Origin of the sequence: Achromobacter sp. MYb9 (assembly GCF_002975275.1) — a bacterium.
Taxonomy (GTDB): domain Bacteria; phylum Pseudomonadota; class Gammaproteobacteria; order Burkholderiales; family Burkholderiaceae_B; genus Achromobacter.
Map to the genome: position 1 here is coordinate 23646 of NZ_PCOQ01000026.1, position 24959 is coordinate 48604.

The 24959-nt window shown below is 60.6% G+C and carries 18 protein-coding genes and 1 tRNA gene; 16 read left to right on the plus strand and 3 right to left on the minus strand.

The window, feature by feature from the left end; translation table 11 throughout:
* Positions 1-40 precede the first annotated feature (40 nt).
* From hflX to CQ050_RS26255, 10 genes are all read left to right on the plus strand, one after another.
* The gene (gene hflX, locus CQ050_RS26210; RefSeq protein WP_088590962.1) at positions 41-1147 is read left to right on the plus strand and encodes a GTPase HflX; all 1107 of its coding nucleotides are present in this window, start codon (positions 41-43) and stop codon (positions 1145-1147) included.
* Complete coding sequence (gene hflK / locus CQ050_RS26215) at positions 1113-2417, plus strand: FtsH protease activity modulator HflK (RefSeq protein WP_105559770.1); 1305 nt, start codon at positions 1113-1115, stop codon at positions 2415-2417. Before hflX ends, hflK begins: the two co-directional genes overlap by 35 nt.
* A gap of 18 nt (positions 2418-2435) precedes the next feature.
* Positions 2436-3338, plus strand: coding sequence for a protease modulator HflC (hflC, locus tag CQ050_RS26220; RefSeq protein WP_105559771.1), 903 nt, complete (start codon positions 2436-2438; stop codon positions 3336-3338).
* A gap of 264 nt (positions 3339-3602) precedes the next feature.
* Positions 3603-4760: an ATP phosphoribosyltransferase regulatory subunit gene (locus CQ050_RS26225; protein ID WP_105559772.1), complete on the plus strand. Its 1158-nt coding sequence runs from the start codon at positions 3603-3605 to the stop codon at positions 4758-4760.
* A gap of 76 nt (positions 4761-4836) precedes the next feature.
* Positions 4837-6132, plus strand: a complete 1296-nt coding sequence (locus CQ050_RS26230) for an adenylosuccinate synthase (protein ID WP_199196937.1) — start codon at positions 4837-4839, stop codon at positions 6130-6132.
* Positions 6133-6215: 83 nt separating this feature from the next.
* Positions 6216-6758, plus strand: a complete 543-nt coding sequence (locus tag CQ050_RS26235) for a phosphoribosyltransferase (protein ID WP_105559774.1) — start codon at positions 6216-6218, stop codon at positions 6756-6758.
* Positions 6759-7129: 371 nt separating this feature from the next.
* Positions 7130-7342 (plus strand): 30S ribosomal protein S21, encoded by a 213-nt coding sequence (gene rpsU / locus CQ050_RS26240; protein WP_006218592.1) that lies wholly within the window; start codon positions 7130-7132, stop codon positions 7340-7342.
* Between the two features lie 19 nt (positions 7343-7361).
* Positions 7362-9413 carry a DNA primase gene (gene dnaG, locus CQ050_RS26245; RefSeq protein ID WP_105559775.1) on the plus strand — a complete coding sequence of 684 codons (2052 nt, stop codon included), beginning with the start codon at positions 7362-7364 and terminating at the stop codon, positions 9411-9413.
* Positions 9414-10241: 828 nt separating this feature from the next.
* On the plus strand, positions 10242-12518 hold the full coding sequence (gene rpoD / locus CQ050_RS26250) for an RNA polymerase sigma factor RpoD (RefSeq protein ID WP_105559776.1): 2277 nt from the start codon (positions 10242-10244) through the stop codon (positions 12516-12518).
* Positions 12519-12527: 9 nt separating this feature from the next.
* Positions 12528-12606, plus strand: a tRNA-Ile gene (locus tag CQ050_RS26255).
* Between the two features lie 838 nt (positions 12607-13444).
* On the opposite strand, the gene CQ050_RS26260 is transcribed toward CQ050_RS26255, so the two are convergent.
* The 3 genes from CQ050_RS26260 to CQ050_RS26270 form a co-directional block, all read right to left on the minus strand.
* Positions 13445-14281: a lysophospholipid acyltransferase family protein gene (locus CQ050_RS26260; RefSeq protein WP_158266081.1), complete on the minus strand. Its 837-nt coding sequence runs from the start codon at positions 14279-14281 to the stop codon at positions 13445-13447.
* Positions 14282-15022: 741 nt separating this feature from the next.
* A complete protein-coding gene (locus CQ050_RS26265) occupies positions 15023-16648 on the minus strand; it encodes a Hint domain-containing protein (protein ID WP_158266082.1) in 1626 nt (541 codons plus the stop codon).
* Positions 16649-18734: 2086 nt separating this feature from the next.
* Entirely contained in the window at positions 18735-19028 is a 294-nt protein-coding gene (locus CQ050_RS26270; protein ID WP_105559804.1) for a hypothetical protein, read from the minus strand.
* Between the two features lie 674 nt (positions 19029-19702).
* On the opposite strand from CQ050_RS26270, the gene CQ050_RS26280 reads away from it, so the two are divergent.
* The 6 genes from CQ050_RS26280 to CQ050_RS26305 all read left to right on the plus strand — a co-directional run bounded on the left by CQ050_RS26280 (position 19703) and on the right by CQ050_RS26305 (position 24959).
* Complete coding sequence (locus tag CQ050_RS26280) at positions 19703-19969, plus strand: hypothetical protein (RefSeq protein WP_105559780.1); 267 nt, start codon at positions 19703-19705, stop codon at positions 19967-19969.
* Positions 19966-21375, plus strand: coding sequence for a pilus assembly protein TadG-related protein (locus CQ050_RS26285; RefSeq protein WP_105559781.1), 1410 nt, complete (start codon positions 19966-19968; stop codon positions 21373-21375). Before CQ050_RS26280 ends, CQ050_RS26285 begins: the two co-directional genes overlap by 4 nt.
* Complete coding sequence (locus CQ050_RS26290; protein WP_105559782.1) at positions 21372-22007, plus strand: pilus assembly protein TadE; 636 nt, start codon at positions 21372-21374, stop codon at positions 22005-22007. The genes CQ050_RS26285 and CQ050_RS26290 overlap by 4 nt, the downstream gene beginning before the upstream one ends.
* A gap of 62 nt (positions 22008-22069) precedes the next feature.
* On the plus strand, positions 22070-22750 hold the full coding sequence (locus CQ050_RS26295; protein WP_233214308.1) for a hypothetical protein: 681 nt from the start codon (positions 22070-22072) through the stop codon (positions 22748-22750).
* Positions 22747-23598 (plus strand): Flp pilus assembly protein CpaB, encoded by an 852-nt coding sequence (gene cpaB / locus CQ050_RS26300; RefSeq protein WP_199196938.1) that lies wholly within the window; start codon positions 22747-22749, stop codon positions 23596-23598. The genes CQ050_RS26295 and cpaB overlap by 4 nt, the downstream gene beginning before the upstream one ends.
* Positions 23595-24959 carry a type II and III secretion system protein family protein gene (locus tag CQ050_RS26305; protein ID WP_105559785.1) on the plus strand — a complete coding sequence of 455 codons (1365 nt, stop codon included), beginning with the start codon at positions 23595-23597 and terminating at the stop codon, positions 24957-24959. The genes cpaB and CQ050_RS26305 overlap by 4 nt, the downstream gene beginning before the upstream one ends.

Consider the following 24959-nt stretch of genomic DNA (forward strand, 5'->3'; position numbering starts at 1 on the left):
TCGGCGGGCATTTTCGCTTTGGCTCCAATATGGTGCATGTATGCGCGCTCTGATTATCAGCGTGGATCTGGGTGATCCGGACTTCACGGCCCATGCCGAGGAATTTGCCATGCTGGCCAAGGGCGCGGGCGCGGAAGTCGTCGGCACCTTGACCGCCCGGCGCGACCGGCCCGACGCCAAGTTCTTCATCGGCTCCGGCAAGGCGGACGAGGGCGTCGCGATGTCGCAAGCCTTGCTGGCCGACATCGTCCTCTTCGACCAACCCTTGTCGCCCGCCCAGCAGCGCAATCTGGAACGTGTCTTCAATCTGCGCGTGGTGGACCGCGTTGCCCTCATCCTGGACATCTTCGCGCTGCGCGCCAAGAGCCATGAAGGCAAGTTGCAGGTCGAGCTTGCGCAGCTGCAGCACCTGTCCACGCGCCTGACGCGCATGTGGAGCCACTTGGAACGTCAACGCGGCGGTATTGGCATGCGCGGGCCGGGTGAGTCGCAGCTTGAAATGGACCGCCGCATGATCGGCGCCAAGGTCAAGACGCTGCGCGAGCGGCTGGACCGTGTTGAGCGCCAACGCGTGACCCAGCGCCGCGCGCGGGCCCGGGGCGGTGCGCTGTCGGTTTCGCTTGTGGGTTACACCAACGCCGGCAAGTCCACGTTGTTCAATGCCTTGACCCGGGCGGATACCTACGCCGCCGACCAGCTATTCGCGACACTCGATACGACCACGCGGCGCATTTGGATCGAGGGCGCCGGGAACGTTGTGATATCGGACACTGTCGGATTCATCCGTGACCTGCCTCATGACCTGATCGCGGCGTTTCGCGCGACTCTGGAAGAGACGGTGCACGCGGATCTGTTGCTGCATGTGGTCGATGCGGCCAGTCCGCAGCGCGACGAACAGATTTTCGAAGTGAATAAAGTCCTCGCTGAAATCGGCGCCTCCGCCGTTCCCACCATCCTGGTATACAACAAGATTGACCGGGCTGGATTGGAACCCCGGGTGGAGCGCGATGCACATGGTACGATTGCGCGAGTATTTGTAAGCGCCACCGAGCGCGCCGGTCTGGATGCGTTGCGCGGGGCAATTGCGGAGACCGGACAGATTGTGGGAAACAATGCCGCGAATTATCAAACTCTTCAATCTGAATGACCCTGGTTGGGGTCGTGGGAATAACAATGGCTCCGAGCCGCCGCCGAAGCGGCCTCAAGGCAATGGAGACGGCCCTCCCGACCTGGACGAGGTCTGGCGCGATTTCAATAATCGCATCGGATCCCTGTTCGGTCGCAAGGGCGGTGGCGGTGGTAATAACCGCCCCGGCAACCGTGGCGGCATGACGCCGCCTTCGCCACGCGGTGCGCGCATCGGCCTGGGCGTCATTGCCCTGGTCGCAGTGGGCATCTGGGCGGCCAGCGGCTTCTACATCGTGCAAGAAGGCCAGGTCGCGGTTGTGACCCAGTTCGGCAAATACAAGAGCACGTCGCAGGCCGGTTTCCAATGGCGCCTGCCGTACCCGATTCAAAGCCAGGAAATCGTCAACGTGTCGCAGCTGCGCACGTTTGAAGTCGGTTTCCGCGGTGGTTCGCGCAACAAGGTGCTGCCTGAAGCGCTGATGCTCACGACGGACGAGAACATCGTCGATATGCAGTTCGTCGTCCAGTATCGCCTGCGGGCGGACGGCGCGCCGGACTACCTCTTCATGACGCGCGATCCGGACGAATCCGTCCGCCAAGCCTCTGAAACCGCCATGCGCGAAGTCGTGGGCAAGCAGTCGATGGACTTCGTGCTGTACGAAGGCCGTACGATGGTCGCCACCCAGGTCCAGGCGCTGATGCAGCAGATCCTTGATCGCTACCAGAGCGGTGTCCAGGTCAGCACGGTCGCCATTCAGAACGTTCAGCCGCCCGAGCAGGTGCAAGCCGCCTTTGATGATGCCGTCAAGGCCGGTCAAGACCGCGAGCGCCAGATCAACGAAGGCCAGGCTTACGCCAACCAGGTCGTGCCGCTGGCCAGTGGCCAGGCTTCGCGCATGACCGAACAGGCCGAAGGCTACAAGGCCAAGGTCGTAGGCGATGCGCAGGGTAATACGTCGCGCTTCACCAGCATTCTGGGCGAATACGAGAAAGCGCCGCAGGTCATGCGCCAGCGCATGTACCTGGAAAGCATGCAGGACATCTTCACGCGCGCCAGCAAGGTCATGGTCGACACCAAGAGCAACAACAACATGTTGTACCTGCCCTTGGACAAGATCATGCATCTGGCTGCCCAAGATGGCAGCAAGTCCAGCGTTGGCAACCCGGGTTCGCCTGCGTTGATCAGTCCGCCGGTCCAGCCGCCGTTGCGTAGCGGCGCGGTTCCGGTGCCTCAGTCTTCCGGCAGCAGCAATAGCAACACGCTGCCCCGCGACCGTACGTCGCGCTAACCCGGAGGAGTCCTGATCATGCAACGTTTTATGCCCATCCTGGTCGGCCTGCTCATCGTGCTGGCCGCCCTGTCTTCCTGCGTCTTCGTCGTGCGCGAGCGCGACTACGCCCTGGTGTTCTCGCTGGGTGAAGTGCGCAAGACCATTAGTGAACCCGGCCTGTATTTCAAGGCCCCGCCGCCGTTCCAGAACGTGGTGACGCTGGACAAGCGCGTTCTGACCATCGAGACCAACGAAGCCGAGCGCATCCAGACTTCCGAAAAGAAGAACCTGCTGATCGATTCGTACGTCAAGTGGCGTATTGCCGACCCCCGTCAATACTACGTTTCGACTGGCGGCAACGAGCGCGTGGCGCAAGAGCGCCTGCAAGCGCTGATCCGCGACGCGCTGAACGCATCGGTCAACGTGCGCACGGTGCGCGACGTGGTCTCGACCGAACGCGACAAGATCATGGCCGAGATCCTGACCAACGTGGCCAAGCGCGCCGAGCCCCTGGGCGTGCAGATCGTCGACGTGCGTTTGCGCCGCATCGAATTCGCCCCGGAAATTTCGGAGTCGGTGTATCGCCGCATGGAAGCGGAGCGTACGCGCGTCGCAAACGAGCTGCGTTCCATTGGTGCCGCCGAAGGCGAGAAGATCCGCGCCGAGGCCGACCGTCAACGCGAAGTGATCGTGGCCCAGGCGTATGCCAAGGCCCAAGGCATCATGGGCGAAGGCGATGCCGCCGCGGCATCGATCTACGCGCAGGCCTACGGCAAGAACCCGCAGTTCTACACGTACTACAAGAGCCTGGAAGCCTACCGCGCTTCGTTCTCGAAGCCGGGCGACGTGCTGGTGGTCGACCCCAGCTCCAGTTTCTTCCAGTTCATGAAGGACCCGGCGGGCGCAGCTTTGGCGCCGGTCACCGTGCCGGCCAAGTAAGGCGGCACGCGTAGCCAAACGGAAAGCCCCTTGGAAATCCAAGGGGCTTTTTACTGGCGCGGCGCTTGACCAAACAGGGTGGGGCGGCAATGGGGGACAGCTTTGGCTGCCTGCAATCCTGGCTGGCGCGGCCCGCCGACTCATGTACAATACCGCGTAAGCTAGAAAACATTCCGCAGCGGCTGAGCGGGCTTACGCCCCCTCAGCCGCTTTTTCGTTTGGGCGACGCCCACGCATCACTTGGCGTTCTTCAGGTAAACATTCATGGGTAACTGGTTGCTGCCCGAGAGCCTTGCCGACGTACTTCCGGCAGAGGCCCGGCGCATCGAGGAACTGCGCCGCGAACTTCTCGATCTGTACCGTACTTACGGCTTCGAGCTGGTCGCGCCGCCCCTGGTCGAATACATCGATTCATTGCTGTCCGGTACCGGTAGCGATCTGGATCTGCGCACGTGCAAACTGGTCGACCAGTTGACCGGACGCACGCTGGGCGTGCGGGCGGACATGACTCCTCAGGTCACGCGCATTGATGCGCACTTGTTGAATCGCGCCGGCGTGACCCGCCTGTGCTATTGCGGCAATGTGCTGCATGCCCGTCCGGCGGACTTGCTGTCCAGCCGCGAGCTGTTGCAGATCGGCGCCGAGATTTACGGTCATGCCGGTTTCGAAGCCGATCTGGAAATCATTCAGCTCGTGCTTGAAACGGTGGTGATCGCCGGGGTGCGCAACCCCCGTCTGGACTTGTGCCATTCGGGCGTGGTTCGCGCCATCCTGGAATCCGACCCCGCTGCCGTGGCAGTGTCGCAGGAGATCATCCGCCTGCTGCGCGAGAAAGACGTGCCGGGTCTGGGTGAGCTGGCCCAGCGCGCGCCGGGCATGCGGAATGAAACGTTGAAGGCGTTGCAGTTGCTGCCGACGCTGTATGGCGGGGCTGAAGTGCTGAAGGCGGCGCGTCGGGATCTGCCCCTGTTGCCGGGCGTCGCGGTGGCGCTGGATGCATTGCAGGTGGTGGTGGATGCGATGCCGAATGTCGCGTTCAGCGTTGATCTTGCCGATGTGGGCGGCTATGGCTACCACTCCGGCGTGAAGTTCGCGCTGTATGCGGAAGGCTGGCACGACGCGCTGGTCAGCGGTGGTCGCTATGACGACGTCAGCCGAGCCTTTGGCCGGGCGCGTCCGGCTACTGGTTTCAGTCTGGATTTACGCAAACTGGCGGCGGGTTTGCCGCCAGCGGAACGGGCGCGTGCGGTTCGCGCGCCTTGGGGGCAGGCCCCCGCTCTGACCGAGGCGGTTCGCCGCCTGCGCCGGTCAGGGGAGATTGTCGTTCAGGTATTGCCCGGTCACGAGCAGGATCAGGACGAATTCGTTTGCGATCGCGAGCTGGTGCTGCAAGATGGCGCCTGGACGGTCAGAACGCTGTGACTAACTCCCTCTTGGAAACAAGAGGGCCGCGGGGAGATTTCCGGATTTCCCGAGAAACTCGATATTGATTCGTAACATGAGCAAGAACGTAGTCGTAATCGGCACCCAATGGGGTGACGAGGGCAAAGGCAAGATCGTCGATTGGCTGGCGGAATCCGTCCAAGGCGTGGTCCGCTTCCAGGGTGGTCACAATGCCGGCCATACGCTGTGGATCAATGGCAAGAAGACGATTCTTCGCCTGATCCCGTCCGGCATCATGCATCCCGGCGTCACCTGCTTTATCGGCAACGGCGTCGTGCTGTCCCCGGAAGCCCTGCTCAAGGAAATCGAAGAGCTGGAGGCTGCCGGCCTGGATGTGCGCTCGCGCCTGCAGATTTCCGAAATCTGCCCGCTGATCCTGCCGTACCACGTGGCCATCGACAAGGCGCGCGAAGCGCGTAAGGGCGAAGGCAAGATCGGCACGACCGGTCGTGGAATCGGTCCGGCCTACGAGGACAAGGTTGCCCGCCGCGCGCTGCGCGTGCAGGACCTCTTCAATCCTTCGTTGTTCGACGAGAAGCTCGCCGAAGTGCTGGATTACCACAACTTCGTGCTGACCAAGTACCTGGGCGCCGAAGCGGTTTCCGCCAACGAAGTGCGCGATCAGGCCATGGCCCTGGCTCCGGCCATCGCACCGATGGTCAAGGACGTGTCCAGCAATCTGTACGCCATGCAGCAGGAAGGCAAGCGCCTTCTGTTTGAAGGCGCGCAGGGCGCTTTGCTGGACGTCGATCACGGCACGTACCCCTTCGTCACCAGCAGCAATTGCGTGGCGGGCGCGGCGTCGGCTGGCGCTGGCGTGGGTCCGCAGCAGCTGGACTACGTCCTGGGCATCACCAAGGCCTACACGACTCGCGTTGGTTCGGGTCCGTTCCCGACCGAACTGGTCGACGAGATCGGTACGCGCCTGGCCACGATCGGCAAGGAATTCGGTTCGGTCACCGGCCGTCCGCGCCGTTGCGGCTGGTTCGATGGCGCCGCGCTGAAGCGATCGGTTCGCCTGAATGGCATTTCCGGCCTTTGCATCACCAAGCTGGACGTGCTGGACGGTCTGGAAACCATCCAGTTGGGCGTGGGTTACCGCGTCAACGGTGAATTCCGCGACGTGCTGCCGTACGGCGCCCACGCCGTCGCGCAAGCGCAGCCGGTGCTGGAAGAGCTGCCGGGCTGGTCGGAATCGACCGTCGGCATCACCGAGTACGACAAGCTGCCCGAGGCCGCCCGTCGCTACCTGGAGCGCGTTGCCGAAGTTTGCGGTGTGCCGATCGACCTGGTGTCGACCGGTCCTGACCGCAATGAAACCATTGTCCTGCGTCATCCCCTGAAGAGCTGACATCGGGTTAATATTCCAAAGGCCGCCGCCGGTCTCATACCGGCGGCGGCCTTTTCGTATCTTTAAGCAGGAGATGCTTGCCTATGAGCGCGCCGACCAATGATGACAGCCATCTGTGGGTGACGTGGGACGATTACAACCGCTTGATCGAACGCCTGACTTTGCAGGTGCATCAATCGGGATGGAAGTTCGACAAGATTCTTTGTCTGGCGCGCGGTGGTATGCGCGTCGGTGACGTCATGTCCCGCATTTTCGATGTGCCGCTGGGTATCCTGGCGACGAGCAGCTACCGCGAGGCGGCCGGCACGAAGCAAGGCGACATGGATATCGCCCAGTTCATCACCATTACGCGCGGCACATTGTCCGGGCGGGTGTTGTTGGTGGACGACATGGTCGATACCGGAAAGACCTTCAGCAAGGTCTATGATCACTTGAAGAGCCAGTTCGCTGATATCACCGAACTGCGCAGCGCGGTCCTGTGGTGGAAGGGGCATTCCCAGGCAACGCCCGACTACTATGTCGAGAAGCTGCCGACGAACCCCTGGATCCACCAGCCGTTCGAAGATTACGACAGCCTGCGTCCGCACCAGCTTGAGGCCTGGATCCGCAAGGGCTCCCAGGGCTGAGCCGGCACCGGCCAGAGGAGGGGCGCCAGGCAGCCTTCAGGCCCCAAGTGTCCCTCCTAGTAGTCAAAATGGCCATGACCATGCTAGAATCGCTGGTTATCGCTAAACCGAACTTGGCTTGTTACTCTTTGGGTAGTCTTTGGGTAACGGAAACAGCCAGCGCAAATCCGGATAATAGATATCGGATTGCGCTCCAAGGTTCCTCGTTTCCGCGGTACTCCCTTTGTGTTGTGGTTGCGTGCCTGGTCTGCCAGCGCATGCCCATAGGGCGAAGGGATGTTTTCGCGGACCTGGACCCGCGGCAGCGTTGCTGGTAAGCAAGCCAGGTTTGTCATCAACTTTTGTTACCCTACAAGCAGGCCAATCACTTTATGCCTATCGTTCGACTGAAGGAAAACGAACCGTTTGAAGCCGCTCTGCGTCGCTTCAAGCGCACCATCGAAAAGACCGGTTTGCTCACCGAGCTGCGTTCGCGCGAGTTCTATGAGAAGCCCACGGCCGAGCGCAAGCGCAAGCACGCCGCCGCTGTGAAGCGCCACTACAAGCGCATCCGTAGCCAACAACTGCCCCCGCGCCTGTATTGATTTTTGATTCCCGAATCTATTGATTCCAGAATCATTCATCCAGGATCTACTCGCCCGAGTCGACGTCGTCGACGTAGTCGGGCGATATGTGCAGTTGCGAAAGGGTGGGGCCAACCTGCTTGGCCTGTGCCCCTTTCATAACGAAAAAAGTCCGTCCTTTACTGTCAGCCCCACCAAGCAGTTCTACCACTGCTTCGGTTGTGGAGCACACGGCAGTGCCATCACTTTCCTGATGGAACATACGGGCACCAGTTTCCCCGAAGCCGTGCGTACGCTCGCGGCTTCGGCGGGAATGACGGTCCCCGAAGAAAATCGCAGTCCACGCCAGCAGCAGGAATCCGTGCGCCGCAAGGCCGAGGAATCCCGCCATACGCAGGTGCTGGATGCCGCGCAGGCGCATTACCTGAAGCAGTTGCGTGCGTCGCCAGCGGCGATCCGTTATCTGAAGCAGCGTGGCCTGACCGGTGAAATCGCGGCGCATTTCGGCTTGGGGTGGTCGGGTACCGACCGCCATGGCCTGTCGCAGGTTTTTCCCAATTACGATGACCCCACGTTGGTGGAGTCAGGGCTGGTCATTGAGTCCGAAGACGGTCGTCGCTACGACCGCTTCCGAGAACGCGTCATGTTTCCCATCCGCAACGTGCGGGGCAGCCTGATCGGATTCGGCGGACGCATCATTGGCAAAGGCGAGCCCAAATACCTGAATTCTCCCGAAACGCCTCTGTTTTCGAAGGGCCACGAGCTCTACGGCCTGTGGGAGGCGCGCCAGTCCATCCGCCAGGAAGGGCAGGTGATCGTGGTCGAAGGCTATATGGATGTGGTCGGCCTGGCGCAGCAGGGCATCGCGAACGCGGTGGCCACGCTGGGCACGGCCACTACGCCCGATCACGTGAAGAAGCTGCTGCGCGCCAGTGACAAGGTGATTTTCAGTTTTGACGGCGATGGAGCCGGCCGGCGCGCCGCCTGGCGAGCGTTGCAGGCTTGCCTGCCCGTCTTGCGTGACGATATTGCAATTCGGTTCCTGTTCCTGCCATCCGAGCACGACCCGGATTCCTATGTGCGCGAATTGGGCGCCGAAGCCTTCCGGGCTTGCCTGGCCGATGCGGTGGCGCTGTCGCGTTTCCTGTTGGACGAGCTGGCATCGCGGCACAACATGAACGAGGCCGAAGGACGCGCCAGTTGCCTGCATGAAGCCAAGCCGCTCTTGGCGGCGATTCCCGAATGCGCGCTGCGTGTGCAGATCGAGCGGGAAATGGCCAAGCTGGTGCAACTGACACCGGAAGAGATGGCGCAGATCCTGGCGCAACAGCCGGCCAAGCCGTTTGCGCCCACGGCCGCGCCCAAACTGGCAGGCGAGGTAACGGCATCTTCCGCGGCGGACCATGAAGGTGGTCACCCGGACATGGGCTATGACTTTGCCGGGCATGATTTTCACGACATTCCTGCCGACGAGCCGGATTTCCCCGATTACGGTCAATTCGCGTCGCAAGGCGGCGGCGAATTCACGGGTGGCGGTCAGCGCGCGGGCGGCAAACAGGAATGGAAGGGCAAGAGCGACTGGAAAAGCAAAGGCGACTGGAAAGGCGGTAAAGGCAACTGGAAGGGGCGTCGAGACAACGACGTCGGGGGCTTCGAAGGCCGCCGCACCATGCCGTCGTTGGCCAAGCGCTTGCTTGGGTTGTTGCTGGCACATCCCGAGCTGGTGGACTCCATGGGAGACCAGCAGCTTGAAGTCATCGACCATGGCCCCCATCTAGGATTGGTAAGGGACTTGATCATGCTGGCGCAATCCAGCGGCGCGCGCCATGTTGGCGCCCTGCTGGAAGCGGCCGAGCCCGATTCGGACCTGGCCACGGTACTCAAGGGATTGCGAGCGGATATTCTGTCCCAAGAAGACCTTCCAGATCCTCAAACCGAATGGGATGATGCGTTGAGACGCATTGAATTCGATTCGGCCAAGCTTGAAATGGCCAAGTTGGCGGCCGCCGGATTGTCGACGGACGAGGCGCGCAAGCGCTACGTGGAGCTATCCAGCCGCATGGCAACGCTGAAAGGTGCCGGGATACGCTAAATGCGCTAAAATCAAAGGTTGTCCGCTAGCCGAGGGTTGCTGGTGGGTGGGCAAAGCGCGGGAAAACCTGGGGGAAGGCCAGGTGGGGAAGCCTCGGGTCCGTCTTCTTTGCTCCATTGGTGCGTTTTCAGTTGATTGCAGCTTATTCTTCCTGAATTTGCTGATAGTCCTGGCGCGAATGTGGGGTTGGTGCGAGAGATCACGGAATCTATTGCAGCGGGCGGAATCTAACCCAGTAGTGATGTTGAAGACAGGTTTAAAGGCACGGTTGAAGGCATGGTTGAAGACCCGGTTGAAGGCGTGTCTGGAAAGTACTTGTAGGCGCTTTGTGCATGACGGCACGCTGCGTTTGAAGATGTTGAAGATGTGTAGTGCTAGATGTATAGCGCCATTTGATCCGCAGAAATTATCAGGTCCGCGCGTCAAAATTGTTACATAGTTAATTAATATAGCTGATAGCTGAGCGGTGAATCAGGCAGTTCAACGGCGTGTCGTTTCGCGTAGCGTTAGTGGTCTGGGTGCTGTGTCTACATAAGCTGCTAGGGGTGCATCCCCATAAGCAAGCAAAGCCTATTTATAGGCAGGCAGCCCCCCCAACGCCCGGAATCCGCCGTGGAATGAGGTCATGCACGTCAAGCGTCCCAACGGTATTGCACCGCCCCGACGCCAAGCGGGCTCGCAAGAGCTGGCGCTGCGAACAACGCAGCCGCATGAACTCCGCCGATTCACCAGTTTTACCCGTATTTTGCGCCGCGCCGGGCCACCGTCCAGGGCGGCTTTATGCGGTGCAACATGCCCAAACGGGTTGCGACGACCACGGAAGCGACTATGACCAAATCCACCGGCAAATCCTCCTCTGCAATTGATGCGGCTGAACTCAAGGCCCCTGCGGCCAAGCGCGCCGTAAGCATGGCGGCGGAAAAAGCGCCCGCCAAAACGGCGGTGAAGGTCGCCAAGCCCGCTGCCAAGACGGCTGCCAAGAAGGCAACCAAAACGGCCGCGGCTGATAAGCCCGAAAAAGTGACGAAGGCTCGCGCCAAGAAGGCTGAGGATAAGCTCGCCGACTTGGTGGGTGGCAGCGCGCCCCGTTCGGGTCCGGTACCCAGCGGTCGCCGCCCGGGCCGCCCCGCCAAGAACGCCAATAACGACGGCGATGGTTTCGACGACACGATGGACGGCGAAGGCGAAGTGCTGCCTGACCTGAAGCCGCCCAAGCGCGGCGGCAAGCGCGGCAAGGCAGATCCCAAGGATCTGATCGCCCGTGGCCCCGTCACGCCGGAAGAATACGAAGCGCGCCGCAACCGCCTGAAGCAGCTGATCAAGCTGGGCAAGGACCGCGGCTACCTGACCTACGGCGAAATCAACGATCATCTGCCTGACGATCTGGTCGACGCGGAAGCGATCGACGGCATCATCAGCACGTTCAGCGACATGGGCATCGCGGTCTACGACCAGGCCCCCGACGCCGAAACGCTGCTGATGAGCGAAAACGCGCCGGTCGCGTCCAACGACGACGACGTCGAAGACGAAGCCGAAGCGGCGCTGACCACCGTCGACTCCGATTTCGGTCGCACCACCGACCCCGTGCGCATGTACATGCGCGAAATGGGTTCGGTCGAACTGCTGACCCGCGAAGGCGAAATCGAGATCGCCAAGCGTATCGAAGACGGCCTGAAGCACATGGTCATGGCCATCTCGGCCTGCCCGACCACGATCAACGAGATCCTGGCCCACATCCTGCGCGTGCGGGAAGGCCAGGCGCAGATCGACGAAGTCGTCGATGGCCTGGTTGATCCGGAAGACGGCGAAGAATACGCCGGCGCCGGCGTTACCGCCGACGAAGACGAAAGCGATGACGGCCCGGCGGGCGGCATGTCCAGCAAGCAGCTGGAAGACCTGCGCGTGAAGGCGTTGGCCAAGTTCGACGAGGTCAGCAAGCAGTTCGACAAGATGCGCCTGTCGTACGAGAAGGACGGCTACAAGTCGGACATCTACGTGCGTGCCCAGGAATCCATCCAGAACGAACTGATGGGCATCCGCTTCACGGCCAAGATGGTCGAAAAGCTGGCCGACACGTTGCGCAGCCAGGTTGAAGAAGTGCGCCAGCTTGAGCGCGCCGTCCTGCACACGTGTGTGGATCGTGCCGGCATGCCGCGCACGCACTTCATCAAGGTCTTCCCGGGCAACGAAACCAACCTGCAGTGGGTGGTGGACGAAGTCGCCGCTGGCCATCCGTACGCCGAGACGCTGGAACGCCAGATTCCCGCCGTGCAGGAATTGCAGCAAAAGCTGATCGACCTGCAAACGCGCGTCGTGCTGCCGCTGAAAGACCTGAAAGACGTCAACAAGCGTATGGCCACCGGCGAAGCCAAGGCTCGCAAGGCCAAGCGCGAAATGACCGAGGCCAACCTGCGCCTGGTGATCTCGATCGCCAAGAAGTATACGAACCGTGGCCTGCAGTTCCTGGATCTGATCCAGGAAGGCAACATCGGCTTGATGAAGGCCGTGGACAAGTTCGAATACCGCCGCGGCTACAAGTTCTCGACGTACGCCACGTGGTGGATCCGTCAGGCCATCACGCGTTCGATCGCCGACCAGGCGCGTACCATCCGTATCCCGGTTCACATGATCGAAACGATCAACAAGATGAACCGGATCAGCCGTCAGATTCTGCAGGAAACCGGTGCCGAGCCGGATCCCGCGACCCTGGCGCAGAAGATGGACATGCCGGAAGACAAGATCCGCAAGATCCTGAAGATCGCGAAGGAACCGATCTCCATGGAAACGCCGATTGGTGACGACGATGACTCGCACCTGGGCGATTTCATCGAAGACACGTCCACCCTGGCACCTTCGGACGCGGCTCTGCACGGCTCCATGCGTGATGTGGTCAAGGAAGTGCTAGACTCTCTCACCCCGCGTGAAGCCAAGGTTCTGCGTATGCGTTTCGGCATCGAAATGAGCACCGACCAGACCCTGGAAGAAGTGGGCAAGCAATTCGACGTCACGCGTGAGCGCATTCGCCAAATAGAGGCTAAAGCACTGCGCAAGCTGCGTCACCCCAGCCGGGCCGATAAGCTGAAGAGCTTCCTGGAAGGGCAGTAATCGTTTCCTGGGCCTCTAGCTCATGCCTGGTTAGAGCAGCGGACTCATAATCCGTTGGTGCCGAGTTCGACTCTCGGGGGGCCTACCAAAGAAATCCTGAGAAATCAGGTACCTACAGCCGCCAGCAATGGCGGCTGTTTCGTTTTTGCCATTTGACTGTGCCAAGCCCGATGCATCCGTTGGCGGCGTCTGCAGTGAGGCTGGACATGGCGCCCCGGCGCTTGTATTAGTGTTTTGCCGGAAAGTCGCTGGGCCAGCGCATGGCTTCGGGCGCTTTCGATGCGCATGGGTCTGGTGCTTTGGCGGGCTGACTGTCGGGCCTTTCCGCCACGCGCCTTTCCGCCGTACCAAACAAGCTTGTGGCCAGAATCTTGACTAAATCGCTGTCTTGCATCGCCATCCCCTTCAGCAGAGAACTTCCTTCATCTCATCCTGCGAGCTCAAAGCCTTGCAGCGTGTCCGGTATACGCTATTCCCAAATGCGACGCACTGCCATCGGTAGGAAGTCGTATCCCTGCAATCTAGTCATCCCGCATGGGTATGGGAAAACTATCTCGGGCGGCTTTTCGTCGGGTCCTGTCCCAGGAGTGTGTAAGGATTGCGCATTTGGGAGGCTCTGAAAAAAAGGCCCGCCGTAGCGGGCCTTCAGTTTAGTGTTTTGGTGAAAAATCGCTGGGCCACCGTAGAAACTTGTCAGTCGGGTTTTGAGAGTCCATAGTGGCCTCCTATCGCAGGGTTTACTTGCCAGTTGGACCGTGCCATGTAGCAGCGGTTCAACATTATCGAGCGGCGAGCGACCGCGAAACCGTGGAAAACGACCAGCTTAAGCCCTTACTTCGCGTGCGCGAACAAGGGCTGTTTTGATAAGTAATTGATATATAAGAAATATATATCTGAATTGATGTGTTTCGGCCTAATGGCGGATCTTAGGTGCGCAAATAGTAGAGCTGTAGCCAGTCGGACAAATATGTCTGGATGACTGTGCTGAAATGCGCGTCCAATTGCCGGGCTACGGCGTCCATGTCTTCAGGGGTAGCCGTTGGTGGCACAACCACTGGATTGCTCATATGGAGCGTATAGCGCACGCCAGGAAGACGCTCGAGGTGCACGGGAACCAGTCGTGCGCCGCTGGTCGCCGCGAGGCGTATTGCTACGGAGAGGTTTCCGCCATGGGGTAGCGGCCGGCCAAACGTTGGAAAATGGATTTGCTTGCCGCGCGCTTCGTCCAAATGGAGGAGCACGAAAGTGTCGGGCCGTTGCAACTGGCGTAGCAGTTGCCGAGTGGTGCCGATCCCGGGGGGCAATATTGCAGCATTGGCGCGCGGGCGTAGCTTGACGCTCAAGCGCTGGCGGAACCGGTTCAAGAAAGGTCGAGTGACTGTCGTGCCATGCCGTCCCGTCAATGCCAGCAATGCGCCGCCCATGGTGTCGCCCAGATTGGCCGTATGCACGGTGACGAAGATCACCGGCCGGCGGTCTTGCAGAATTTCGGCCAATGCGGAAGGGTCCGCCGCCTGCACCCGCGTGCTGTTGCTGATGCGGTCGCTGATCAGCGTTTCCAGGAAGGTGCGGCCGGCGTTCTGTCGCAGTTGCGCGATCAGATCGTTGATTTGCTCGCCGTCGCGCAGATCCGGCCGCAACATGGCTAACGCGGCGCGTGCCCGTTGTTCCATCTCTTTACGCTCAGCCCGGCCGTAACGCCCACGCCAAGCTCCTATCGCCGAACAACGCTCGACAGAGATAAGGCGGAGCAGGTAATACAAGCCGAATTCCAAGGCCCCGCTTGCCGGATCTTGCAGCCAATAGCGAACCCAACGACGAAGTGACTCCGGCTCCCACAACGCGGATAGCAGCCTGGGCGGTACCGCGTTCAGGCCTTTAGGGGGGCGGACGAGCGGGACGGTACGTTTATGCAATACCAGCATGGGGCAGCCTGTAATGGAAAGAGCTACGTGCACTTGGAAGCCTAGCTGCGTGATGGAGCGGCGGCGTCCCAAACCTGATGATCGAGGGAAGCGTGGCTGTCCACGACTCACGCCGGAAAAGCCCCGTAATCCATACCGCAGGCGTTATCCGGGGGCTAACCGGAAACCGCGGCCCACATCGTGTCGATCGATTCTGTGATGCCACTTGGCTCCGCAGGTCATGCAGCAATATTGGTCAACGCGGCCCCCGGTTTCTCTCGCCAAAATGGGGTTCAAGTGTGCGGCCATAGACCCCAGGAACCGGAGCGCGGGGTGCGGGTCCGACCTAGGGCGGCATACCGCCAAGGCATGGCAGGGGTCGCACAGTCCGACCTCGATGTGGACGTCTTTGGTGTCGCTATAGGCGCTTATGTGACGATATGGCTCTAGTTGCTGCATGCAGATCATCTCCAAACCGGAGCTTTGGTGTTTAAGGGAGCGCGCCTGGCCCCTGAATCGGCTTCGCATTCGAACGTGCGCATGCCTGAGGGGCGCTCAATGCGTGCCGCTTCTGCGGCAACGCATTGAGCGCATTGGTACTTAGGCTGCCTTCTTCCAGTAGGTGTAGGTCCGCAGGATGTGCAGTTCGATCGCCGTTGCGCCTTCAAGCAGGGCTGCCGGGATCCGTGCAGCCCCCCCCGTCCAGCGCATACTCATTCCATGGACATCCTGCTGTTCGTGCAGGCCTTCCAGGCGGGGATCTTGCAAATCAATGGCATGACGGCCTGAGGGCGTTTCCACCACGATTTGCGACAAACCGACGCCGACCTTGCGAAGGTCCCGGCGGGCATGCGCGGTGGTGTCACGGACCACGGCCGAGTGCGACGCAATGATCACGTCGCCGTCCACAGGGGCCGAAAGTTCGAAACGTACTGAACCTTCGTTGGAACCGTTGACCGACTCGATGGTACGGTCGCCGATCTGAAGGTGTAGGCCGGTTTCGGTGACGCGGCGGACGCCCGTAAGTTGTTCCGCACGCTTGAGAATCGATTTGCGCAGCGCCTCGATGACCGGACCGCCACGCACGACTTCGATACCTTCGATCTGCGGGCGTCCTTCGATGACGCCGAAGTCGGGATTCATGGCGACGCTTGCGGCGTTTTCGAACATGTCGCGGTTGCCCGTGTCGACATACGATTCCGCAGCAGCCCCTTCAGCAATGAGGATGTCGAATTGATCAAGCTCGACGTGGAAGTACTCGAACGACGTGCGATTGAATTCCTGGGTAACCGTCTGGCCGTTGACCAGCAGCATGGCCGGTACCAGCTTGCCGTCGAAGTACATGTGGTGGCCCGGCGAAACGTAGAGATCGCGATTGGGCACATTCGGAGCCAAAGAACCGGCGCTAAAGCGCACGGGATACGCGCGAATCGCATCCGAGGCCTTGATGCGGCTGCTGTTCAGCTTCCGATGGCCAACCCACTTCACCGTCGCGATTCCGCCACGGGCGGTAAGAAGGCGATCGCCGGCCTGAATCTCTTCCACCGGCTTCTCGCCGTCCACTGTTGCAATCCGGGTGCCGCGGAGATAGCAAGCGAAAACCACATTACCGGAACCGTCGATGCTGAAGGTGGCGCCGGCGGGGTAGTCGGTGATTTGAAAGGACGCCAGATTGGTAGTGATGGGAATCGGGCCGCTGGACACGAATTGCACTTGCAGCACGCCAGTAGCTTCATCGAAGGAAACCTGGTTGCCGACCGTATTCGCGCCGATGAGGTTGTCTTTTTCGACGATCAGTTGGTCGCCGTTAGAGAGGCCCGAAATCGTCGGAAAGGTGGAAAGATTCAGATCGATCGTCGGCATGATCACTTTCAGCGTGCCGGTACCGTTAGCGTCGAAATTGATCTTGGTGTTTTCCAGCAAAGAGACGTCAAGTAGTTCGCCTCCGTATTGCAGCGAGGAGTCCGCACCAATGTTGTAGGTGATGGCATTTGCGGCGGTCACGCCGGCGACGCCCGAAACCACGACATTCGCTCCGTTGATCGCGCTGACGGTGTTGGTTTGCAGTACGCCTGCGCCCACCGTCGGATTCAAGGTTACATCGACGCCGTCAACGATAAGGTTACTGTTGCCCAGCAGTTCGGCATTAATAATGTCGTCTGCAGGGGCATTCGTGGAGTTAATGATCTCGGTGGTATTCGATCCAACGGAAATATCTAATGCCATGGTGTCCCTCGGGATTTTTTGCGTAAAGGTGTCCCCACCGGGTGCATAAATGCACTCGGACATATTCTTGGGGCGGGAAATGAGCGCTACCTAAGTCGTAGCTGGTGAGGTGGCGCTAACGGAAAATGGGCGACATTGACTTTCTCCCATATGGAAAGTTGTGCGAGTGAAACGCGCTAGAACGGTGTTAGTAATCGATGGTTCGAGTTACTTGAGGCAATTATTAATGAAGCTGAGTTACCCATTTATAGGGATAACCCTATATGGAAAAAAAACGCAAACGTTTTGCAATCGAATTAAATGTCTGTTACTAAATCAGCAAAAAGGGGGGATTTATGCCTAGTTTTATGAGTAAAAAATACGAAATTTTTCAGAAATAGCGAAATTTCGCCCAAAAAAGGCAAAAATCGGTCGCTAGTGTCAAATTATTGCGAAAGTGTTTTATATCGAAATATAACAAGCAATGATATTTTTAAGCGCGCATTCAGAATTTCGGGCGAAGTTACAAAATATTCTTCTGAATCATATTTGACGGCTTGTATTTCTTTTTAATCTCAATTTTTTTATTGACCGGGGTTTTCGAGTACCTGCACATGGTGTTGTGCAACGTATCCGGCTATGCGAATCAGGCAGCCTGAAGAGCCCAATGGCCGATCTCGGGGAAATGCAGAGGGCGTGATCAATGTGCGAAAAAATATGCGGACCGGCGTGAAAGGACGGCGAGCAGTGGCTTCGGCCGCAACAGACGGAAAGGAAGGCGTGTGCGTCTTATGTGGTATTTCGTTGGCACTGGGGGCGCGGGCCAAGAGAGGGCCTGCATATCGGCGGGAGCGATGCAGGACGAGCGTCCTCCTGCATGGGGAGATGCTCTGTACGTTGGATCAGACCGCCAGGCGGAATCCGTCCTCGACGCCCCATTTACCGATTTTGTGCAGCCAGCGTGTGTCGCACTGTATGCATCGATAGTGATTGATGCGTTCGACGGCATCCTGATCGCCAGGACGGGAGTCACCTTGCGGAGTAAAGCCTTGATACCGGAGGTTGTCGTGGGGAGGAATCCCTGCCATACCGGATGCCAGGCTATAGCAGGCGTCGCACAACACGATTGTCACGGGAGCCTCTATTCGTGCTGAGTATTGCAAAGATAGGCTGACTGAGCCGCGTTGAGTCTGCGGGCCGCCAGGCCGAGCCTACGACGAAGGCGCGTTAGAAGTGGCCATGTCGTGGTCGGGACGAAGAACGAGTACCGAAAGAACACTGTATGAGGTGACATTTTGTCGTCCCGTCGTTACGACTGTTCAAAAAGGGGACGGACTTTATGTTAAGAGTTCTTTCCATGATATTCAAGCGAGCCCATGCTTGCATCCTCCTCCTGGGAAGTTGATGTGCCCACTTCGTTGGCAATTTGAAAGCTAATAATTCAAAAATGGACTTTATATATCTAGTTGACCACTAAATGTATATATTTGATACTTTGGCGCTGTAATCACGTGCGGCACCTTAACGGCGGAGTTAACCGGCCGTTGCGGGCCGGCTTCACGTTCCAACCGATTGTGGGCTGAGGGAGAGGACTGTCACCGAGCTGAAGTGCTCTATTTTGACGCATGTAAAGCACGCGCCCATTCAATACTGGGGTTCTCCATCACTGCTTGGATGCCAGTAGTAGAAAGGCAAAGCCGGGCAGGCAGAAGTTCTGAAATGAGTGCTGCTATTGAGAGAACCGGCGCGTACGGATCCGGGGGATCTGGACTATGTCTTATTCGAGTTCACGACGCGCCAGGAACGTTCTATATGCGCGAAGATGTCGTAGGGGGATGCTGACCTCACGACTGTCCGCGCTGTTTTGCTGTGAATCCTTGCGACGCAGAGAATTGGAATACGGAAGGGCATCATTGCGAACCCTTACATTGCTGTTACGAATAAGCGGCTAGGATTCCGATATTCGAAAATTGGATGCTTAGTATGAATAGCGAGAAACCGTCGCCCGAGCCGAACAAGCGGCGCTGGCCATTCGGATATGGCGAGGAACGGGAATGCAAGGTGGCTGCCAACGTTTGAAAGAACGTCGGCGTCGTTGCGGTGACGCCTAACGAGGCGCCATTCCTTTGCTTAGCCTGACCGGCGCTTCCAGCAGCGAGGCCGTCATTCCGTCCCGTTCGTGGACACAGGGCTCTTCCCGCAAGCCCTTCATGAAATCATCATAGAGTTCACCCGTCACGCCGGCTGGCCGCTTCAAGTCGGCGGAGAGCTGATAGGCGCGCAGCAGCACGGATCGCAGCCGTTTGACCTCCCATAGCAAAGAGATGACGTCGGCGTTCCAGGGCTGGCGCTCGCGGATGTTGCGCAGGTCGGCGTGGGTGAGGGGGGCTTTGAACGGCATGATGGAAAACACTGTTTGTATATACAGTATATTCCACAAAAAAAACGGGGCCATTCCTTTTCCTTTTGGGGGGCGGCAGGCAGGGCGATAGCGCTGCCTGTCAGCCGTCCGTTGGCATTCGCGCAGTACGACCGAGCAAGCGGGATGCGGCCAGCGGCAATAGCTTGTTCTCGATGATCCAGATGTTGGCCATCGGGTTGGGCGTAACGATAGGTGGGGGACTAGTCGGCATTTCGGCACGCTGAAGCGGCGAGCGGAACCCGGCGCGGACGGGAGCGGGGAATGCACGAAATGAGCGCTCAAGCTGCGCGCCAAAGCCCGCGCAGAAATGGAAGAGCGCCCCAGCTCTAGATGAGTCTGGGGCGCTCCTGCCCGGCTTCGCACGCGATGGGTGTCAGACAGCCCGGCAACTCCAATCTACTGCCGAGGTAGGGCCTCGGCAATAGGGAAAACCCTGAAAAATTAGCGGGTTACAAGATTTCCCGGTTGACGTTTTTCGCAGGGCTCGGCGTGGCAGAAAGTCGCTCGGCCGGGCTTTCCTTGGCGCCTGGGACGCGCTATTCAGGCGTGTCAATGCACCTGTGCCCATTTTGCCCGCCTCGGCATCTGCGAATTGTCGTCCCTGCCTGCCACGCCGACACTGAATCCCACATTCATTGCATCGGAGAGCAGACATGTGGGGCATTCGTAAGCGTCAGTTGGGCCAAGGCATGACCGAGTACATCGTGGTCGTCGCGCTGGTCGCGGTGGCCGCAATTGCCGTCTATCAGTATTTCGGGCAAGTCGTGCGTTCCCAAACCGCCGCCATGGCCCGCGAACTCGCGGGCGAAGACGGCAGCACGCAGAGTCGCGCGGCGCAGCAGGCGGCGCAGAAGGCCGCGGCTCAGACCAAGGCACGTTCGCTCAAGTCCTTTACCGGCAACGCGGCGGATGCGAAGTGACGCTGCCAAGGCGTACGCATGCCGTCCGTCAGCATGGCCAAGCGTTGGTCTTGGGCATGCTGATCGTGGCGGTCGCCGTGGTGTCCCTGGTTGTGCTTTACAACCTGGGCCAAACGGTCGAAGGCCGGGTCCGGCTGACGCACGCCGCCGATGCGGCCGCCTATAGTGGCGCGCTTGAACAAGCGCGCACGCTGAACGCCATCGCTTATGTCAACCGGACGCAGATCGCCCATCAGGTTGCGATGGCGCATCTGGTGACGCTGGCGGCGTCCGCGCAGTATGGCCGCACGCTGCAGTCGCAGCGCAACCGCGGCAATCCTCCCGTCAGCTTGATCGCGATGTTGTTTGGCCCCGACATGGGGCTGGCCTATCGAGCAGGCCAGGCGCTGCCCGACGCCGAGGCGCGGCTGGCCGGCGCCTTCGCGCAACATGATCGTGTTGTGTATCAGGTGCTTGAAAAGGCTGCGGCGTCCGCCATGACGGAATTGCCTGCATCCCGCGACCGCGTCATGCGCGAGGTGCTTGCCGCCAATTTCTCGGAGGACGGAGCGGAGGCAAGCGCGGGCGCGCAGGGATTGACGTTGCAGATGCTGTCGGATGCATGGCCGGGATTCATTGAACGCAGTGCCGCTACGCGCCAATCTGGCCTGCGACCAGCGGTCGAGCAGGCGGCTGAGCGTTACGGGTTCCTGAAGAAAAGGAATTACACGCGACGCAATCCATGGCTTGTCAGTACACGCTGCCCGTTCTTTCGGCACGAACTGCGTCGTCGTGGATCGACCTGGCTTGGGCCGGATGGCCGGTGGGGGGCCTTGGACACGCAGTCATTCCATGCGCTGCGGTCCAATCGCTGGATCGGTTGCTATTACCGCGAGTACGCAATGGGTTGGGGCACCGCGCAAGGCCAGAAGAGCAAGGCGCCTGAAGGCGTGGAATACGTCGAAGAACCGCCCGTGGATTTTTCACAGGCAGACTTCTGGCGGTGGGTGGAGCAATCGACGTCGTGGGACCTCGTCAGCGGCATCACGAATCCGATGGCCAATTCGTACGCGATGGCATCCGCGCAGCGATGGCCGGGCGGCGGGCTGCCCGTTTTTCGAGAGGTCGCCGCCTCGCGCATGGGAGATTCTTTGCGTTTTGCGGTCGGGGTGAGCCTTGCGGGTGCCGTGTTGAAAACCACGGACGCGGACAGCGCGCTGTCCCCGCCAGCCGGCCTGTTCCGATACGCCGGTGTGGGGCAGGCAGGCGCCATCACGGTAACCAGCGCCGCAGAGACTTATTTCCTGCGGCCTGAACAACGCGCGGATGGGTGCGGCGAATTCGCCACGCTGTTTCGGCCGTACTGGCAAGCGCGTTTATCCGCTGTCAATTCCCAGGAAGCCTTGCTTGCCAGGAGATCCCCATGACGACGATGCGGACGAGGAAACGGCACATCGTTCGTCAGCAAGGCCAGGCCATGTTGGAAGCACTGTTGCTGCTGCCGCTGATGGCGGTGATGGTCTGGGCCGTGGCTGGCATTGGTGGCCTGCAATTTTCAGCGCAGCAGATGTCCCAGGCCAGCCGCAAGGCGGTGATGTCCGGAGCGCTAGGGCAGCCGCTGGCGCCTTCGTGGTCTCGCGCGGCTACGGTGCTGACGAAGCAGGGCAAGCCGTTGCGGGGTATCGCCACGCCCGGCCTGAGCGCTTTGCAGGACGAGTGGTTTGGCGTGGGATTGCAGTTGTTGACGGTGCAAGCACAAGCGGTGCCGCTGCGCGTGGATGCCCCGCTTGCACTCCGGATCATCCGCCAGACGCGGGTGGCGATTGGCGCCGGGTATGCCGATGGGGACGCCGATGCGCGTCGTCGGATAGCCAATGCGCCCACGGCATGGCGGCAGGCTGAACGCGGGTCGCTGACGCAGGCGCGTCGGGTGGGGGCGCTAGTGCAACGCATGGACGGCCCTTGGGGCAGGCCTTCGGTGTCGACGGACTGGCTCTCGGCGTGGGAAGACGTTGTGCCTGCGGATCGGTTGGGAAGACATGGGGGGAAGAATCGATGAACGCGTACATGCTTGCGTGCTTGCTGCGGAAGGGACGCGCCTTTGCTGGTTCGTGCCGATTGATGCTGGCCGGCGGTTTGATGGCGTGTGCAACGGGGCTGATAGCCGCGCCGGCGTCGGATGATCGAGCGTTGCCAAAGCCCAAGATGTCGTCACTGAACCGGTTGCGGTTTCCCGACGGCGCGCGCCATGCGCTGCTGGCCGATCGCTTGTGGCTGTATGGCCAACCGGCCGAGGTTCTTGTGTTTGACGTGCCGATGAAAGCGCCGGACCTGGTTCGCCATCTGTCGCGGCAGCAGTCCGCATTGGTTGATTTGAACGTGCTGCCCGGGCAGTTGATCCTTTCCGGCACGATCGGCGACGAGCAGTGGGTGGTGCAGATGGAGGACGCCGGTGCTGGGCGCACGGTAGGCAGTATTTCCACGTTGCGCCTTGTGGCGGCATCTCAGGCATCGTCGCGGGACTCGCCCGAGCCCGCGTGGTTGCCGGAAGGTTCACGCTTGCGGCTGGATTTAGCCGTCATGGACGAAGGCGTCAGGGTGACCGAACGGATCTGGCAGCATGCGTTCACACCAGCGCGGATGATGTCCGTGCTGGATGCGCGCCTATTGCAGAATGGATGGCGGCGTCAGGCCGGCGACGGCAAGGTGCAGGCTTGGGCACGGGGCAGCCACCGTCTGCGGATTTCCGTGGCGCCGCTGGATTCCGGCAGCGGCCTGCGCGTCAGGGGATGGGCGTCATGAAGGCCTTGATCATTCACGGCGTGCAGCGCTTGCGCCGCGTGGGCGTCTATGGCCTGGCGTTGACGGCGGGCCTGGTGTCGGCGTGGGCCGTGCGCGAGCACGTGCAGCAACGCGTGCAGGCGCTGGAGGCGCAAGCCCGTACCCCTGTCGTGGAACGCTTGGTGGCTGCCTATGACTTGCCTGCGGGCACGCGGCTGGAAGACATGCATCTGGCCGTGCGCGAAATCCCCGTGCAGTGGGCCTCCAGCGCCAGTCTGGATCCGTTGGATCTGAGCAGCCTGCTGGGGGCGACCCTGGCGGCGGACGTGGCACACGGGGAACCCCTCTTGAAGACGCACCTGACCTTCACCCCTCCGGCGCCCGCGTTGGCGTCGAGGCTTCGGTCTGGCCAACGGGCACTTACCGTCGCTGCGGGCGATCTCGGAGGGTTGGCCGAGATGTTGCGCGCCGGCGATCTGATCGATATCTACGTGAGTTTTTCACATCGCCAGCGCGAGCTCACCGTTCCGTTGTTGCAAGGCATGCGAGTGCTGACCGTGGGGGCAGAGGCCGATTCCGACGGCGTGGGCGTGGGCAACATCACGCTGGCTGCCGAGCCGGACGAAGCGGTGCGTTTCATCGCGGCCAGGCAGGCGGGCTCGCTGACGGCAATGCTGCGGCACCGTGATGATGCGGCTGCCGTGAAGGCGTCGGCCCAGACGGATCTGGCGTCCCTTGTTGGTCTGGATGCCGAGCCCGAGCCGACTCCTGGCGTGAGCATCCTTTACGGAGACCGGGTGGATGCGCAAGCTCTTGTCGTTCCCCAAGGCCATGCCGCGATGACCACCTTCGAGACGGGGCGGCCATGAGACGTATCGTGTTGATCCTTGGCGCGATGGGCTTGTGTCTGTGGGCGCCCGCCGCGTGGGCCGAGATGGAAGTGCTGCAACTCCAAGTGGGCGAGACGCGCGTGCTACCGCATCCCGGCGTGAAAAGGGTGGCTATTGGCAACGGGCAGGTGCTGAGCGCCGTGGCGGCGGAAGGCCGTGATGTTGTGATTTTCGCCCGCGCGGAAGGCATCTCTTCGGTACACGTCTGGACCGCGAAGGGGCGGCCGACCGCCTACGAAATGCGGGTCGTCGCTGCGGGCGCACCGCGCTTGCGCGCGGAAGTCGAGGCCTTGCTTGCCCGAATCCCGGGCGCGCGCAGCACTAGCGTGGGCGAACGCATCTTGATCGAAGGCGACGATCTGTCCGATGACGACAGGTCCCGTATTGCCGCCCTGGCTGAACGGTATCCCGCGGTGCTCGACTTCACCGGGCAAGTGGGCTGGGACCGCATGGTGTTGCTGGATGTGCAGGTGGTCGAGATTCCCACCTCAAGGCTGCGTGAATTCGGCGTGCGCTGGGATGGCATGACGCAAGGGGGGATAAACGCGGGCCTGGCGTGGGACGCGGGAGCGCTGGGCAGGATGACCCGGCCCGGAGAAGCGGTGATCGAGACCGCAGGGCCGATATCGTCGGCTGCGGGCTATTTCGGCGTCAATGCGTTGTTGTCCGCGCGAATCGCCGCACTGGCGCAAACCGGCGAGGCCGTGATGTTGGCCCAACCGCAACTGCTTGCGCGCAGCGGTTCCAGCGCAACGTTCCTGGCTGGCGGGGAAGTGCCTTACGTGTCGACCGATTCGCGCGGCAATCCCACGACGTTGTTCAAACCGTATGGCGTATCGCTCAACATCACGCCGCGCATCGACCGCAACGGGGTAATCCGCTCGTTGATCGAAGTGGAAGCCAGTTCGGTGGATGCTTCGCTTAGCGTGGCCGGCGGTCCGGCGTTGCGCACCCGGCGCGCGTCCACCGAATTCAACGTGCGCTCGGGCAATACGCTGGTCATCGGCGGGTTTCTATCCAGGGAGCAAGGGGAAGAAGTCAGCGGTTTGCCTTGGCTGCAGAACATTCCCATCCTGGGGGCGCTGTTTGCGTCGCGCCGCTATCAACAGCGAGAAACTGAATTGGCGATTTTCGTGACGCCAAAGATCGTGTCGCAAAGTGAACCTGCCATGGCGGACCGGATACGGCGTGGGCGCGACGTGCTGAACGCCACATTTCCCGAGCCGCCCCGTTTGGGCACCGCGGTGCCATTGGCAACGGGAGGTTGGGATCCCTATTCGGGGGCCGGTTCCCAATGGGCGGCCGGCGACGACGTGACTCAGGCCCTGCTTCGGGAGTAA